The sequence below is a fragment of the Pseudomonas sp. S44 genome (assembly GCF_016624805.1).
Taxonomy (GTDB): Bacteria; Pseudomonadota; Gammaproteobacteria; order Pseudomonadales; family Pseudomonadaceae; genus Aquipseudomonas; species Aquipseudomonas machongensis.
The window spans coordinates 29,960-46,179 of record NZ_JACVTY010000032.1 but is presented as its reverse complement, the minus strand read 5'-3'; the positions used below and the strand labels follow the sequence as shown (position 1 = coordinate 46,179).

General features: G+C 63.7%; 13 protein-coding genes. 6 read left to right on the top strand and 7 right to left on the bottom strand.

Translation table 11 applies throughout. The features are described from left to right. Window positions 1-170 precede the first annotated feature (170 nt). From IAE40_RS21055 to pcaC, 4 genes are read left to right on the top strand one after another with little or no spacing between them, the layout of a single operon-like run. On the top strand, window positions 171-1,460 hold the full coding sequence (locus IAE40_RS21055) for an MFS family transporter (RefSeq protein WP_054893781.1): 1,290 nt from the start codon (window positions 171-173) through the stop codon (window positions 1,458-1,460). 9 nt (window positions 1,461-1,469) lie between these two features. Then, on the top strand, window positions 1,470-2,822 hold the full coding sequence (locus IAE40_RS21050; protein WP_200603804.1) for a 3-carboxy-cis,cis-muconate cycloisomerase: 1,353 nt from the start codon (window positions 1,470-1,472) through the stop codon (window positions 2,820-2,822). An 11-nt stretch (window positions 2,823-2,833) separates the two neighbouring features. Further along, window positions 2,834-3,625 carry a 3-oxoadipate enol-lactonase gene (gene pcaD / locus IAE40_RS21045; protein WP_200603803.1) on the top strand — a complete coding sequence of 264 codons (792 nt, stop codon included), beginning with the start codon at window positions 2,834-2,836 and terminating at the stop codon, window positions 3,623-3,625. Between the two features lie 10 nt (window positions 3,626-3,635). After that, the gene (gene pcaC, locus IAE40_RS21040; RefSeq protein WP_112899050.1) at window positions 3,636-4,028 is read left to right on the top strand and encodes a 4-carboxymuconolactone decarboxylase; all 393 of its coding nucleotides are present in this window, start codon (window positions 3,636-3,638) and stop codon (window positions 4,026-4,028) included. A 64-nt stretch (window positions 4,029-4,092) separates the two neighbouring features. Here the strand turns inward: pcaC and IAE40_RS21035 are convergent, their stop codons facing one another. Continuing rightward, a complete protein-coding gene (locus tag IAE40_RS21035; protein ID WP_054894504.1) occupies window positions 4,093-4,617 on the bottom strand; it encodes an Mpo1 family 2-hydroxy fatty acid dioxygenase in 525 nt (174 codons plus the stop codon). A 92-nt stretch (window positions 4,618-4,709) separates the two neighbouring features. On the opposite strand from IAE40_RS21035, the gene IAE40_RS21030 reads away from it, so the two are divergent. Continuing rightward, window positions 4,710-5,405: a Crp/Fnr family transcriptional regulator gene (locus tag IAE40_RS21030; protein WP_054894503.1), complete on the top strand. Its 696-nt coding sequence runs from the start codon at window positions 4,710-4,712 to the stop codon at window positions 5,403-5,405. On the opposite strand, the gene IAE40_RS21025 is transcribed toward IAE40_RS21030, so the two are convergent. The 5 genes from IAE40_RS21025 to IAE40_RS21005 all read right to left on the bottom strand — a co-directional run bounded on the left by IAE40_RS21025 (window position 5,305) and on the right by IAE40_RS21005 (window position 13,684). After that, entirely contained in the window at window positions 5,305-6,288 is a 984-nt protein-coding gene (locus tag IAE40_RS21025) for a LysR family transcriptional regulator (RefSeq protein ID WP_112899049.1), read from the bottom strand. The two genes, IAE40_RS21030 and IAE40_RS21025, sit on opposite strands and share 101 nt — an antisense overlap. A gap of 137 nt (window positions 6,289-6,425) precedes the next feature. Then, window positions 6,426-7,631: an OprD family porin gene (locus tag IAE40_RS21020; protein ID WP_442798253.1), complete on the bottom strand. Its 1,206-nt coding sequence runs from the start codon at window positions 7,629-7,631 to the stop codon at window positions 6,426-6,428. 291 nt (window positions 7,632-7,922) lie between these two features. Continuing rightward, the gene (locus IAE40_RS21015) at window positions 7,923-9,377 is read right to left on the bottom strand and encodes an AdeC/AdeK/OprM family multidrug efflux complex outer membrane factor (protein WP_063545955.1); all 1,455 of its coding nucleotides are present in this window, start codon (window positions 9,375-9,377) and stop codon (window positions 7,923-7,925) included. Continuing rightward, on the bottom strand, window positions 9,374-12,526 hold the full coding sequence (ttgB, locus tag IAE40_RS21010; protein WP_054894499.1) for a multidrug efflux RND transporter permease subunit TtgB: 3,153 nt from the start codon (window positions 12,524-12,526) through the stop codon (window positions 9,374-9,376). The genes IAE40_RS21015 and ttgB overlap by 4 nt, the downstream gene beginning before the upstream one ends. A 3-nt stretch (window positions 12,527-12,529) precedes the next feature. Next, entirely contained in the window at window positions 12,530-13,684 is a 1,155-nt protein-coding gene (locus IAE40_RS21005) for an efflux RND transporter periplasmic adaptor subunit (protein WP_054894498.1), read from the bottom strand. Window positions 13,685-13,938: 254 nt separating this feature from the next. Between IAE40_RS21005 and IAE40_RS21000 the strand changes: the two genes are divergently transcribed. Then, a complete protein-coding gene (locus IAE40_RS21000) occupies window positions 13,939-14,571 on the top strand; it encodes a TetR family transcriptional regulator (protein ID WP_065862401.1) in 633 nt (210 codons plus the stop codon). Between the two features lie 82 nt (window positions 14,572-14,653). Here the strand turns inward: IAE40_RS21000 and IAE40_RS20995 are convergent, their stop codons facing one another. Continuing rightward, entirely contained in the window at window positions 14,654-16,105 is a 1,452-nt protein-coding gene (locus IAE40_RS20995; protein WP_200603801.1) for an MDR family MFS transporter, read from the bottom strand. Between the last annotated feature and the right edge of the window lie 115 nt (window positions 16,106-16,220).

Below are 16,220 nucleotides of genomic sequence, written 5' to 3'. Positions count from 1 at the left end.
TGTGCCGTCCTCTTCGTGGGCAAGCCGCTCACGCCATCCTGTGGGAGCGGGCTTGCCCGCGAAGAGGCCGGACCTGCAAGACATAAGGCTAATGGTCAGCCCCCAAGCGGAACGAGAGTGTTACCGGGTATGTCTAGAATTGATGGTAACCCTCGAGGAGTAAGCACGCCATGACCGCAATCCATTACACGGGCGAGGAGCGTAAAAGCCGTATCTTCGCCATCGTCGGGGCTTCTTCCGGCAACCTGGTGGAGTGGTTCGACTTCTATGTCTATGCCTTCTGCGCCATTTACTTCGCCCCGGCGTTCTTCCCCTCCGACGACCCCACGGTGCAGTTGCTCAACACGGCCGGGGTGTTCGCCGCAGGCTTTCTGATGCGCCCTATCGGTGGCTGGATTTTCGGCCGTCTGGCCGACCGTCACGGGCGCAAGAACTCGTTGATGATCTCGGTGTTGATGATGTGCGCAGGCTCGTTGCTGATCGCCTGCCTGCCGACCTATTCGAGCATCGGTACCTGGGCTCCGGCGCTGCTGCTGTTTGCGCGACTGGTCCAGGGCCTGTCGGTCGGCGGTGAGTACGGCACCACCGCGACCTACATGAGTGAGGTGGCCCTGCGCGGCCAGCGTGGATTCTTCGCCTCGTTCCAGTACGTCACCCTGATCGGCGGCCAGTTGCTGGCGGTGCTGGTGGTGGTGATCCTGCAGCAATTGCTCACTGAAGAAGAACTGCGCGCCTGGGGCTGGCGCATTCCGTTCGTGGTCGGCGCCGTCGCCGCGCTGATTTCGCTGATGCTGCGCCGATCGCTGAAAGAGACCAGCAGTGCCGAGACTCGCCAGGATAAAGATGCCGGCAGCGTCAGTGGCCTGTTCCGCAACCACGCCGCAGCCTTCATCACGGTGCTGGGCTATACCGCTGGCGGTTCGTTGATCTTCTACACCTTCACCACCTACATGCAGAAGTACCTGGTCAACACGGCCGGCATGAACGCCAAGAGCGCCAGCTTCGTGATGACTGGCGCGTTGTTCCTGTTCATGATCCTGCAGCCACTGTTCGGCATGTTGTCCGACCGTATCGGCCGACGTAACTCGATGCTGTTGTTCGGCGCGCTGGGCACTCTGTTCACCGTGCCGTTGCTGATGGCGCTCAAGACCGTGACCAGCCCGTTCATGGCCTTCGTGCTGGTGACCCTCGCGCTGTGCATCGTCAGTTTCTATACCTCCATCAGCGGCCTGGTGAAGGCCGAGATGTTCCCACCTCAGGTGCGTGCCTTGGGTGTGGGCCTGGCCTATGCCGTGGCCAACGCGGTCTTCGGCGGTTCGGCCGAATACGTCGCCCTGGGCTTGAAGACGCTGGGGATGGAGAACACTTTCTACTGGTACGTGACCGCCATGATGGCGGTGGCCTTCCTGTTCAGCCTGCGCCTGCCCAAGCAGGCGGCGTACCTGCACCATGATCACTAAGGACGTTGCATGAGCAACCAACTGTTCGATGCCTACTTCACCGCCCCGGCCATGCGCGAGGTGTTCAGCGACCATGGCCGCCTGCAGGGCATGCTCGACTTCGAGGCTGCCCTGGCGCACGCCGAGGCTGACGCAGGGCTGGTGCCGCACACCGCGGTGGCAGCCATCGAGGCGGCATGCAAGGCCGAGCGCTATGACGTGCAAGCGTTGGCGCAGGCCATTGCGGTGGCTGGCAACTCGGCGATCCCGCTGGTCAAGGCACTGGGCAAGGTGGTTGCCAGTGGCGTGCCGGAGGCCGAGCGTTATGTGCACCTGGGGGCTACCAGCCAGGATGCGATGGACACTGGCCTGGTTCTGCAACTGCGTGCTGCCCTGGGGTTGATCGAGGCAGATCTGGAAAAGCTCGCCGACACCCTCGCACGCCAGGCTTTGCTGCATGCCGACACGCCGCTGGTGGGGCGCACCTGGCTGCAGCACGCCACGCCTGTGACGCTGGGCATGAAGCTGGCCGGTATGCTCGGGGCGTTGACCCGACACCGCCAGCGCTTGCAGGAGCTGCGTCCGCGCCTGTTGTGCCTGCAATTCGGGGGTGCCTCTGGCAGCCTTGCGGCGCTGGGCAGCAAGGCGTTGCCAGTGGCCGAGGCGCTGGCGGCACAACTTGGCCTCGCCTTGCCCGAGCAGCCCTGGCACACCCAGCGCGACCGCCTGGTGGAGTTCGCCTCGGTACTGGGCCTGATTGCCGGCAGCCTGGGCAAATTCGGTCGCGATATCAGCCTGTTGATGCAGACCGAGGCTGGCGAGGTGTTCGAGCCTGCTGCGCCGGGCAAGGGCGGCTCTTCGACCATGCCGCACAAGCGCAACCCTGTGGGTGCAGCGGTGCTGATCGGCGCCGCGACCCGCGTGCCGGGGCTGCTGTCGACGCTGTTCGCCGCCATGCCCCAGGAGCACGAGCGTAGCCTGGGCCTGTGGCATGCCGAATGGGAGACCCTGCCAGACATCTGCTGCCTGGTCTCCGGCGCCCTGCGCCAGGCACAACTGATCGCCGAGGGCATGGAGGTGGACGCCGAGCGCATGCGCCGCAACCTTGAACTGACTCAAGGCCTGGTGCTGGCCGAAGCGGTGAGCATCGTGCTGGCCCAGCGTCTGGGGCGCGACAAGGCCCATCACCTGCTGGAGCAATGCTGCCAGCGCGCGGTGGCCGAACAGCGCCACCTGCGTGCCGTGCTCGGCGACGAGCCACAGGTCACCGAACAGCTGTCTGGCGAAGCGCTCGACCAGTTGCTCGACCCTGCCCATTACCTCGGCCAGGCCCGCGTCTGGGTGGCGCGTGCTGTGGCCGAACATCAACGTTTCACTGCTTGAAGGAGACCGCTGTGGCGCATTTGCAACTGGCCGATGGCGTATTGAACTACCAACTCGAAGGCCCCGAGCACGCCCCCGTGCTGGTGCTGTCCAACTCGCTGGGCACCAACCTGCACATGTGGGATACCCAGATGCCGCTGTGGACCGAACACTTTCGAGTACTGCGCTACGACACGCGCGGTCATGGCGATTCGCTGGTCACCGAAGGGCCGTACAGCATCGAACAACTGGGGCGTGATGTGCTGGCGCTGCTGGATGCTCTGCAGATCGAGCGCGCGCATTTCTGTGGGTTGTCGATGGGCGGCCTGATCGGTCAGTGGCTCGGCATCAATGCAGGTGAGCGTTTGCAGCGTCTGGTGGTGTGCAACACGGCGGCGAAGATCGGATCGCCTGAAACCTGGAATCCGCGCATCGAAATGGTCTTGCGCGACGGCGCCGAGGCCATGCGTGGGTTGCGTGATGCGTCCATCGAACGCTGGTTCACCCCGGCGTGGTCGAGCGAGCACGCGGATCAGGTCAAGCGCATCACCGACATGCTCGCAACCACTTCGCCACAGGGCTATGCCGCCAACTGCGGAGCGGTGCGCGATGCCGATTTCCGCGATCAGTTGGGAGTGATCAGCGCGCCGCTGCTGGTGATTTCCGGGGAGGCCGATGCGGTGACGCCGCCCTCGGGTGGCCTGTACATCCAAGAGCATGTGGCAGGCGCCGAGTACACCGGCTTCCTGGCTGCGCATCTGTCCAATGTCGAGGTCGGCGAGGCGTTCAGCCGTCGCGTGCTCGATTTCCTGTTGGCCCGCTGAGGAGTACGCCATGGATGAGAAACAACGTTACGACGCTGGCATGCAGGTGCGTCGTGCGGTGCTGGGCGATGCCCATGTGGACCGCAGCCTGGAGAAACTCAACGACTTCAATGGCGAGTTCCAGGAGATGATCACGCGCCACGCCTGGGGCGATATCTGGACCCGCCCGGGGTTGCCACGCCACACCCGCAGCCTGATCACCATCGCCATGTTGATCGGCATGAACCGCAACGAGGAACTCAAGTTGCACCTGCGCGCGGCGGCCAACAATGGCGTGACCCGCGAGGAGATCAAGGAAGTGATCATGCAGAGCGCGATCTATTGCGGGATCCCGGCGGCCAATGCGACCTTCCACCTGGCCGAGTCGGTGTGGGATGAGCTTGGGGTCGAGTCGCGGGCCTAGGCCATAGATCCCCACCGAATTCTTCGCGGGCAAGCCCGCGAAGAATTCAGCACTGTTCCAGCATCTACACCGCCGCCTTCTTCCCGCGCACCGCTACCGGCCCGGCGTTGGCTTCCACCTGCTGCCTCAGCCCGGCACACAGCCCAAGCATGAACGCCAGTTCTGCAACCACGAACAGTGGCCCGATGATCAAGCCGCTGACATCGTCGACGAAGGCGGGTTTCCTGCCCTCGTAGGCATGCCCGACGAACTGGATGATCCAGCCCAGCACGAAGGCCCCGAGCCCGGCACTCAGCCACAGCCCGGTGCTTTGCAGCGCCAGCCATTCGCCTGCCCACAGGCACAGCCCCAGCAACACGCCCATCACCAGCCCGAAGCGCAGGTCCAGGCGCAGGTAGAACCACACCGACGCTGCCGCCACCAGCAGCGCTGGCGACAGCCAGATGCCGGCGACAGGCCAGCCGGGTCGTGACAGCAGGATGCTGACCGCCAGCACGATCAACGGAATGCCGACGAAGTGCGTGGCGATGTTGCGCGGGTCGCGATGATAGGCCGCGTATTGACTCAGGTGTTCGACGAGGTTTTTCATTGTTGTTCCTCCATCAGGGGTAGCGACAGCTTGCCCCGTTCATCCGCCGTCGTCTGTCGCCTGGCCGACAGAGTCCGTTCAGAAGAGGTGTCATGGACAACCCCCAAGCCTGGCGTGCGCAGTTGAGCCACGGCCAGTGGTTTCGGCAGTTGCCCGCTCAGGTTCAGGATAGCCTGCTGGCATTGGCGCGTTCACGTGAGCTGGCGGCCGGACAGTGCCTGTTCCAGCGTGGTGATCCGCCCTGCGGTTTGTATGCGGTGCTGGAGGGCGCCATGCGCGTCGGTGCGGTCAGCCGTGAGGGCAAGGAAGCGCTGTTGACGTTGGTCGAGCCGCCTTACTGGTTCGGCGAGATCAGCTTGTTCGATGGCCAGCCACGCACCCACGATGCCTTTGCCGAAGGTGTCACGCAGCTGTTGTGGATCCCTCAGGCCGCGCTGCTCGACTGGTTGGCGCAGCATCCGCAGCACTGGCGCGACCTGGCTTTGCTGATGAGCCACAAGCTGCGCTGGGTGTTCGTCGCGCTTGAGCAGCAGCACTTGCTGGCCGCGGGGCCGCGTGTGGCCCATCGGCTGTTGCAGATCGCCGAAGGCTATGGCGAGCGCGATGTTGCCCAATGGCGCCTGCAATTGTCGCAGGAGCAACTGGCGCTGATGCTGTCCCTGTCGCGCCAGACCATCAACCAGATCCTCAAGGCGCTGGAGCAGGCGGGGGTGGTGCAACTGGGCTATGGCGAAGTGCTGATCCTCGATGCGCCGAGGCTGCGGGAGATGGCCGCGCATCCAGGCTGACCAAGGTATCGATCATCGCCCGTGCTGCCGGTGACAGGCGATAGCCGCTGCGGCTGATCACCCCGCAACGCACGCTCAGCACTTCCAGCCCCGGCGGCAGGTTGCGCCAGTGCAGGCGTACCAGGCGCCCCGCGGCCAGGTCCTCGGCCACGGCTTCCTCGCTGGCGCTGCCGAGAGTATCGCTGGCCAGCACCACGCTGCGCAGCACTGCCAGGTGTTCGGTCTGCAGGTGTGGGATGAAGTCGCTGCGTCCGCTGAGATTGGCCAGGCGCTTGCGTACACCGGGGGTGAGCAGGGCGCTGGCCAGGGGGTAGGCGAACAGGTCGTTGGTCGACAGGCTGTCCTTGGCTAGCAGCGGATGGCCGGGGCGGCAGAAGAACAGGCCCGGGCGCGGGTTGAGGGGCTCGGTGTGGAAGTTGGGGTCGGCCTCGAAGGGGCGGATATCGTCGACGAAGAACTCGATCTGCTCGCGGCGCAGGGCCTGGCCCAGGCGTTCGGCATTGTCCACCAGCAGCTCGGTGCGAATCCCCGGATGCTGGGTGATGAACTGCTGCAGGGCGTCGGGTACCAGTCGTGCAGCCAGGGCTGGGCCGCTGCCGAAATGCAGTTCGCCGGCGTCGAGCTTGGTCATCTGCAGCACGTCGTTGCTCAGTTGTGCGGCCCCCTGAACCAGGCGCCGGGCATGTTGCAGCACCACCTGGCCTTCGGGGGTTGGTTGCAGCGCCTTGTTGCCGCGATCGACCAGGGCGCAGCCGAACTCCTGCTCCAGGCCCTGGATGGCGCGACTGAACGCGGGCTGGGTAATGCCCATGGCTTCGGCAGCGCGGACGAAGCTGCGGTACTCGGTGAGGGCGATGAAATAGCGCAGTTGGCGAAGGTCCATATCGAGATTCTGCGGAGTAGAGAGGGCTCGTTTTAGACCTTGTTACTTATTCCGTCAACGATGGTTTAGTTAGTTGTTTAGCTGTTTTTGTTATTTATAGGGGCGGGTAAGCCCGCCCCCCAAGCGCGGCGCGACTTTCACAACAGGCTGAACGGATAACTCACGATCAGCCTGTTCTCGTCGAAGGCGTTGGTGCTGAAGTCCCTGCGCATGGTGGAGTTGCGCCATTTCACCGACAGGTCCTTGAACGTACCGGACTGGATCACGTACGCCAGTTCGCTCTCGCGCGCCCACTCCTTGCCATCGGTGATGCTGCCGACATGCACGTTGTCCCCCTTGATGTAGCGGTTCATCAGGGTCAGCCCGGGGATGCCGACGGTGGCGAAGTTGAAATCGTGGCGCAGTTGCCAGGAGCGTTCCTTGGCATTCTCGAAGCTGGCGTTGTAGCTGTCGTTGGCCAAGGTGCCGCCGCTGGTGCCGTTGACTCGCATCCACTCGTCATCGCCGCCGACCTTCTGCAGGCCGACATAGAACGTATGACCCTGATAGCGCGCCGAAAGCATGGCCGAGGCGGTGCGGTTGTCCAGCTTGCCGGCACGCTCGGCGCCGTCTTCCTTGCCGATGAAGTAACCCAGGTTCGCCCCCAGGGTCCAGTCGCCCAAGGGCTGGCTGTGCACCAGGTTGAAGTACTGCTGGCGGTAGATATCCTTGAGCTGGGCGTCCCACACCCCGACCAGGGTGCGCTTGTCGTTGAAGCTGTACTCACCCCCTGCAAAGTTGAAGCGGTCGGAGGTGAAGCCCGGGCGGCTGAACAGCGCCATGTCCTCCATGCTGGCGTCGTTGCGCGGGCTGTTGCCACGGAACTGGCCGGCGTACAGGGTCAGCCCGGCGATCTCCCTGGAGGTGATCTGGCCGCCGCGGAAGGTCTGCGGCAGCGAACGACCATCGTCAGAGCGCAGGATCGGCAGTACCGGCATCCATTCGCCGACCTTGAGCTCGGTCTGTGAAATCCTGGCCTTGAGCGCGGCACCCAGGCGGCCGAAGTCGTCGGCGGGGCGACCATCGTCGTGCACCGGCAGCAGCTGCGTGCCGGCCGTCCCCTTGCCGCCATCGAGCTTGACCGAATACAGCCCCAGCACATCGACGCCAAAGCCGACGGTGCCCTGGGTGAACCCGGAACGCGCGTCGAGGATGAAGCTTTGCGTCCATTCCTCGGCCTTGCCCTGGGCCTTGGCAGGGTCGACGAAGTTGCGGTTGATGTAGAAGTTTCGCAGGTTGAGGGTGGCCTTGGCGTCTTCCAGGAAGCCGCCGTCGGCGGCGAGGGCGGGGAGGGCGCAGGACATGGCCAGAAGGCCCGGCAGCAGGGGGCGTGCGGGTTGCAAAATGCTCATCTGTCGTGGATCTCTTGTTTTTATGGGCGAGTCGGAGCGCTGCGGCCGGAGGCTGCAGGTCGACGCTTTATTGATGAACTTGTGCAACGTTGCGTGAAGGATGGTGCGTGATCGGAGCTGCGGCGAGCAATTCGTCGGAAGTGGAACGGGGCGATAATCGAACGCATTGTGTGAGGCGGGGTGTTGTTGCCGGAAAACAAAAAGCCCACCGCGAGGGTGGGCTTGATGCTTTTGCCGGATCACTCAGCCTTTGGGCGAGTCCACCGAAGCCTGCTGGTTGGCCTGTCCGGTCTGCTCGTACCAGCCACCGCCGAGCGCCTTGTACAGGTTGACCTCGCTGGTCAGCTGCGACAGGCGATCGCTGATCAGCGCCTGCTGGGCACTGAACAGGTTGCGCTGGGCGTCGAGGAAGGTCAGGTTGCTGTCGATACCGATGCGGTAGCGACGCTCAGCCAGACGGTAGTAATCCTGGTTGGCGGCAACCAGGTCACGCTGGGCCTGCAACTGCTCTTCGAAGGTCTTGCGCGCCGCCAGGCCATCGGAGACTTCCTGGAAGGCGGTCTGGATGGTCTTTTCGTACTTGGCGACGTTGATGTCCTTCTGGATCTTCGAGTAGTCCAGGCTGGCGCGCAGGCTGCCGGCGTTGAAGATCGGCAGGTTGATCTGCGGTTGGAACAGCCAGGTCCCCGAACCACCCTTGAACAGCCCGCCCATGTCCGGGCTCAGGGTGCCGGCGTTGGCGGTCAGGCTGATGCTCGGGAAGAACGCCGCGCGGGCTGCGCCGATGTTGGCGTTGGCAGCTTTGAGCAGGTGTTCGGCTTCCTGGATGTCCGGACGCCGCTGCAGCAGGTCGGACGGCAGGCCCGCTGGCACGTCGGCCAGTTGGTCGGCGTCGAGCTTCAGCGAGGCCGGCAGGTCCGCCGGTACACCGGTGCCCAGCAGCACGGTCAGGCTGTTCAGGTCCTGCGCCACCAGGCGCTGGTACTGCGACAGCTTGACCCGCGCGCCTTCGACAGCGGTGCGCGCCTGGCTCAGGTCAAGTGCGGAGGCCACGCCGACCTCGTTGCTGCGGCGGGTCAGGTTGTAGCTTTCTTCGTAGGTCTTGAGCGTTTCTTCGGTCAGCTTCAGCAGCGCCTGGTCGGCCTGCCAGGTGTAGTAGGCGTTGGCCACGCTGGCCACCAGGCTGATCTGCGTGGAGCGACGTGCCTGCTCGCTGGACAGGTAGGTCTCCAGTGCCTGTTCACTCAGGCTGCGGACGCGGCCGAACAGGTCCAGCTCATAGGCGCTGACGCCCAACGTTGCCGAGTACTGGCTGGTGATGTTCGCTTCGCCGGTCTGCGACAGGTTGCCCGGAACCCGCTGACGGCTGCCGCTGCCGGTGGCCGAGACCGCCGGGAACAGGTCGGCGCGCTGGATGCGGTACTGCGCACGGTAGGCATCGATGTTCAACGCGGCCACACGCAGGTCGCGGTTGTTGACCAGCGAGGTCTGGATCAGCTTCTGCAGCGCCGGGTCGTGGAAGAACTGGCGCCAGCCCTGTTCGGCGGCGGCCACGTCTGCCGACTGGGTCGGCGAGTACGCAGGGCCTTGCGGCCACTGCGCGGCCACCGGCGCTTCCGGGGTCTGGTAGTCAGGAATAAGCGAGCAGCCGCCGAGAATGAAAGCGGTTACCGCCAGGGACAACAAAGACTTGGTCATTGCCCAGCCTCATTACGTGGAGTTTCAGGGGTGGCGTCGGTGTGCGGCTCTTTGCTGCCGAACAGCGACGACACTGCTACGAAGAACAGCGGTACCCAGAAGATCGCCAGCACAGTCGCACTGATCATGCCGCCGATCACCCCGGTGCCGATCGCGTGCTGGCTGCCAGAGCCTGCGCCGCTGGCGATGGTCAACGGTACCACGCCGAGGATGAATGCCAGAGAGGTCATGATGATCGGGCGCAGACGCATGCGGCACGCCTCGATCGTCGCATCGAACAGGCTCTTGCCCTGTTCGTGCAGCTCTTTGGCGAACTCGACGATCAGGATGGCGTTCTTCGCCGCCAGGCCGATGGTCGTCAGCAGGCCGACGAGGAAGTACACGTCATTCGACAGCCCGCGCATGCTGGTGGCGATCAGTGCACCGATGATACCCAGCGGCACCACCAGCACGACGGCGATCGGGATCGACCAGCTTTCGTACAGCGCTGCCAGGCAGAGGAACACGAACAGCAGCGAAAGGGCGAACAGCGCCGGCATCTGCGAACCGGAGAGCTTCTCCTCGTAGGACATGCCGGTCCAGGAGTAGCCGATGCCCGACGGCAGTTCGCCGACGATGCGTTCGACCTCGGCCATGGCCTCACCGGTACTGTAGCCAGGCGCCGGGGCACCGAGGATCTCGACTGCTTCCACGCCGTTGTAACGCGACAGCTTCGGCGAGCCGTAGGTCCATTCACCGGAGGCGAAGGAGGAGAACGGCACCATCTCGCCCTGGCCGTTGCGCACGTACCACTTCTGCAGGTCTTCGGGGCTCATGCGGGCACTGGAGTCGCCCTGGATGTACACCTTCTTGACCCGGCCACGATCGATGAAGTCGTTGACGTAGCTGCCACCCAGCGCGATCGACAGGGTGTTGTTGATGTCGGCAATGGTGACGCCCAGGGCACTGGCGCGCTCATCGTCGACGATCAGCTGGTACTGCGGCTCGTCGTTCAGGCCGTTGGGGCGCACGGCGGAGAGGATCTTGCTCTGCGAGGCCTTGGCCAGGAACTGGTTGCGCGCTTCCATGAGCTTCTCGTGGCCGACGCCGGCACGGTCCTGGAGGAACACGTCGAAGCCGGTGGCGTTACCCAGTTCGAGCACTGCTGGCGGTGCGAAGGCGAACACCATCGCATCGCGGAAGCTGAAGAAGTGCTGCTGGGCGCGGGTCGAGAGATTGAACACGCTGTTCTCGGCCGAACGCTCGCCCCAAGGTTTGAGCATGATGAACGCCATGCCCGAGCTCTGGCCACGACCGGCGAAGTTGAAACCGGTCACGGTGAACACCGACGACACGGTGTCGGCTTCGTCCTTGAGAAGGTATTCGCGCATCTTGTCGACGACCACCTGGGTGCGTTCGGCACTGGAACCGGCCGGGGTCTGCACCTGGGCGAAGAGCACGCCCTGGTCTTCTTCAGGCAGGAACGCGGTGGGGATGCGAGTGAACAGCCAGATCATGCCCACCACGATCAGCGCATAGGCCAGCAGGAACGGGATCTTGTTGCGCAGGATGGTACCGACACTGCGCTCGTAGCCCTTTACGCTGCGGTCGAAGTTACGGTTGAACCAGCCGAAGAAGCCGCCCTTGGCCGTGTGGTGCTCACCCTTCTTCAACGGCTTGAGCATGGTCGCGCACAGCGCCGGGGTGAAGATCAGTGCCACCAGCACCGACAGGCCCATGGCCGATACGATGGTGATCGAGAACTGGCGGTAGATCACGCCGGTGGAGCCGCCGAAGAAGGCCATCGGCAGCAGTACCGCCGAAAGCACCAGGGCAATACCCACCAGTGCGCCCTGAATCTGCTGCATCGAGCGCTTGGTCGCTTCCTTGGGGGGCAGCCCTTCTTCGGACATCACCCGCTCGACGTTTTCCACGACGACGATGGCATCGTCCACCAGCAGGCCGATGGCCAGGACCATTGCGAACATGGTCAGGGTGTTGATGCTGAAGCCTGCGGCGGCAAGGATGCCGAAGGTGCCCAGCAACACCACCGGAACGGTCATGGTGGTGATGATGGTGGCGCGGAAGTTCTGCAGGAACAGGTACATCACCAGGAACACCAGGACCACGGCTTCGATCAGGGTGTGGATTACCCCGCTGATCGATTCGGTGACCACTGGCGTGGTGTCATACGGGAACACTGCCTTGACCCCGGGCGGGAAGAACGGCTCGAGGTCGCTGATGGTCTTGCGCAAAGCCTTGGCGGTATCCAGGGCGTTGGCGCCGGTTGCCAGCTTGACCGCCAGGCCCGATGCCGGCTTGCCGTTGAACTGTGCGCTGACCGCGTAGTTCTCGCCGCCCAGCCCGACCTTGGCGACGTCACGCAGGCGCACCTGCGAGCCATCGCTGTTGACCTTGAGCAGGATCTTCTCGAACTGCTCGGCGGTCTGCAGGCGAGTCTTGCCGATGATGGTGGCGTTGAGCTGGGTACCCGGCATCGCTGGCAGGCCACCGAGCTGGCCGGAAGAAACCTGCACGTTCTGCGCAGTGACGGCGGTACGTACATCAACCGGGGTCAACTGGAACTTGTTGAGCTTGGCCGGATCGAGCCAGATACGCATGGCGTACTGGGCACCGAACACCTGGAAGTCACCCACGCCGGCAGTCCGCGAGATCGGGTCCTGCATGTTGGAGACGATGTAGTTCGCCAGGTCGTCCTTGGTCATGCTGCCATCTTCGGACACCAGGCCGATCACCAGCAGGAAGTTCTTCACTGCCTTGGTGACACGGATACCTTGCTGCTGCACTTCCTGCGGCAGCAGCGGGGTGGCCAGGTTGAGCTTGTTCTGCACCTGCACCTGCGCGGTGTCGGCGTTGGTACCCTGCTCGAAGGTAGCGGTGATGGTCATGCTGCCGTCGGAGTTACTTTCCGAAGACACGTAGCGCAGGTTGTCGATACCGTTGAGCTGCTGCTCGATGACCTGTACCACGGTGTCCTGCACGGTCTGCGCCGAGGCGCCCGGGTAGGTCACGGCGATGGCGATGGCCGGCGGCGCGATGCTGGGGTACTGGTTGATCGGCAGTTTCAGGATCGACAAGGCCCCGACCAGCATGATCACCAAGGCGATCACCCAGGCGAAGATCGGGCGATCGATAAAGAACTTCGACATGGTTTACTCCGCTTTGGCGTCGGCTTTCGCGGCGCTGGCCTGTTCAGGGCTGCCCGGCTTCTTGACGTTGGTGGCTTCGCTGACCTTGACCTCGACACCTGGACGCACGAACTGCAGCCCCTCGGTGATCAGGCGGTCGCCCGGATTGAGGCCTTCCTCGATCAGCCACTCGTTGCCCAGCGTGCGGCTGGCCTTGAGTTGACGCAGTTCCACCTTGTTATCCTTGTTCACCACCAGTGCCGTGGGCGAGCCCTTGAGGTCGCGGGTCACACCTTGCTGTGGGGCTAGGATCGCGTTGGCATTGACACCAGCTTGCAGGCGGGCATGCACGAACATGCCCGGCAGGAGGGTGTGGTCCGGGTTGGCGAACACCGCACGCAGGGTCACCGAGCCCGTGGTTTCATCGACCGAGACTTCGGAGAACTCCAGGCGACCTTCACCGGCGAACGTGCTGCCGTCTTCAAGCACCAGTTGCACCTTCGCGGCATTGTCGCCAGCCTTCTGCAGCCGGCCGCTTTCCAGATCACGGCGCAACTTGAGCAGTTCGGCGGTGGACTGAGTAACGTCGACGTAGATCGGGTCGAGCTGCTGGATGGTGGCCATGGCGTTGGTCTGGCCATTGCTCACCAGCGCGCCTTCGGTGACCGACGAGCGTCCGATGCGACCGCTGATCGGCGCCAGCACCTTGGTGTAGCGCAGGTCGATCTGCGCGCTCTTGAGCGAGGCTTCGGCCTGCAATCGTTTGGCATTGGCGTCGTCATATTCCTGTTTGGAGACGGCCTGCTCGTCGATCAGCTGCTTGTAGCGCTCGGCCAGCGAGCGGGTAGCCTGAAGGTTGGCCTGGGCATTACCCAGGTTGGCTTCATAGACGGCGGGATCGATCTGGTAGAGCTGCTGCCCTTCCTTGACGTCGCTGCCTTCCTTGAACAGGCGCTTGAGAATGATGCCATTGACCTGTGGACGGACTTCGGCGACGCGATAGGCGCTGGTGCGCCCTGGCAGTTCCGAGGTCAGGGTGAAGGCCTGCGGCTGCAGGGTGACGACGCCGACCTGAGGAGCCTGCGCTGCAGGCGCGGCTTCTTCTTTCTTGCAGCCACTGAGCAGGGTTGCAAGGGCGACGGCGGAAACCAGGGCGGTAACGGCTGGCTTGAATTGCATGAGGATCCTCGGGTCGCAGGAGCAGGGGGAGCTCAAGAATAGTGGAAGAGTCTTGTCAGAAAAATCGCTATCGAGTGGATTAGTAGCTTACTAACGAATATACTTACATTCATGGTTGTTTGTAAATACCGCGTGGTGGTACCAGGCTACTACCGCAAAACGTGATTAATGCATCCGGGAGTCGCCCTGCAGAGGCGAACCCGGCCCAAAGCCCAGGCGATTCTTGTGCCGGGCTCAGATGAGGTTGAGCTGCCATGGTCCGTCGAACCAAAGAGGAAGCCCAGGAAACCCGCGCCCAGATCATCGAGGCGGCGGAAAAGGCTTTCTACAAGCGCGGAGTTGCGCGAACCACCTTGGCCGATATCGCCGAGATCGCGGGCGTCACCCGTGGTGCGATCTACTGGCATTTTAGTAACAAGGCCGAGCTGGTCCAGGCGCTGCTCGACAGTTTGCATGAGACCCATGACCATCTCGCGCGTGCCAGCGAAAGCGAGGACGAGCTCGATCCGCTCGGCTGCATGCGCAAGCTGCTGTTGCAAGTGCTCAACGAGCTGGTACTGGACGCCAGGACCCGGCGTATCAATGAAATCCTGCATCACAAGTGCGAGTTCACCGATGAGATGTGTGAAATCCGCCAGCAGCGACAAGGCGCCATCGTCGAATGCCACGAAGGCATTTCCCGCGCCTTGGCCAATGCGGTACGCCGTGGCCAGTTGCCCGCCGACCTGGATGTCGAGCGGGCGGCCATCGCCATGTTCGCCTATGTCGACGGCCTGATCGGGCGCTGGTTGCTGCTCCCGGACAGCTTCGACCTGTTGCGCGATGCGCAAAAATGGGTCGACACAGGGTTGGATATGCTGCGCTTGAGCCCGGCCCTGCGCAAATGACACTTTGTTAAGGATTGTGATGAAGTTTTTCCCGGCAGGATTAAGCCGGGGTTAAAAGGGCCGCTTTGCGGCCCTGGCCTTTTCAATGCCCCCGTAACTGCCGGTCTGGCAACGCCAGTGCCGCCAGCAGCCCCAGCACTGCCGCGGCGGCACTGGCCAGCAGCAGGTACCGGAACGTCACCAGCAGATGCGCCTGGGTCGCCGGATCCGTCTCGCCGCCCTTCAGGCTGCCCAGCAGCGGGTTGCCCAGCACCTCGAGCCCTCCGAGATGCAGCAGCGCCAGCAGCAGGCTGGACATGCAGGCCACGCCCATCGCCCCACCCAACGAGCGGAACAGGTTGGTGGTGCTGGTGGCCACACCGATATCCTTCATGTCCACCGCGCTCTGCGTCCCCACCAGCGAGGTCGGGAACTGCAGCCCGCAGGCGATACCGGTCAACAGCATGAACAACCCGCCCAGCCAGGCTGACTGCGGCGGTGTGAAGGCCATGCCGAGGATCGCCAGCGGCATCAGCAGTGCGCCCGCCAGGATCTGTGGTTTGTAGCGACCGGTGAATGTCGTCAGGCGGCCTGCGCTGAAGGCTCCCAGTGGCAACCCCATCGCCAACGGCAGCAGGTGCAGCGCGGCACTGTCGGCGCCGGCACCGGTGATGCTCTGGAAGCGCAGCGGCATGAGCATGGTCAGCGAGATCGACTGGAAGCTGGCGAAGAAGATCACGCACCAGCACAGCACGGCGACCCGATTGCCGAACAGTTTCAGTGGCAACAGCGGCTCCTGGGAGCGGCGTTCGTGGGCGACGAACAGCACCAGGCCCAGTACCGCGCAGGCAAACAGGGCCAGCACCGGCGCCGCGGTCCAGGCATGCCCTTGACCCACCAGGGTGATGCCCAGCAACAAACTGCCCAGGCCCAGGATCAGCAGCAGTGCACCGATATAGTCGACCTGTGCTTCCCGGCGTTGGACCGGCATGCCCATCAGCGCGCGGCGGATCACCCACCAGGCGCAAAGCCCCAGCGGCAGGTTGATCCAGAACACCCAGCGCCACGACAGGTATTCGGTCAGCCAGCCGCCGAGCACCGGGCCAGCCACGCTGGCCAGGGCGTACATGCTGCTGAAATAACCCTGGTAGCGCCCGCGCTCGCGAGGCGGGACGAAGTCGCCGATGATCGCCTGGCTGACCGAGACCATGCCGCCCGCGCCGATGCCCTGCAGCACGCGCGCCAGCACCAGTTGTTCCATGTTCTGTGCCAGGGCGCAGAAGATCGAGGCCAGGGTGAACAGTGCGGTGCCGGTGAGGATCATGCGCCGACGGCCATACAGGTCGCCCAGCTTGCCGTAGATCGGCACGGCCACGGTCATGGCAACCATATAGCCGGAGATGACCCATGCCAGCAGGCCGACATCGTTGAACTGGGCAGAAATGGCCGGCATGGAGACGGCGACGATGGTCTGGTCGAGGGCACCAAGAAGAATCGCCAGCATCAGCGCGCTGAGCACGCTACGCAAGTCGGCGGGGGGCAGGGCGGCGGTCACGGGGTCACACCTTGTGGTCGGAGGTAGTGAAATTGTGCTGTTCGTCGGCGGCCCGTGGCGAGTGAAATGGCTGCGAACGAGACGGGGATTGTAACCTGAGTTAGGTAGCTTCCTA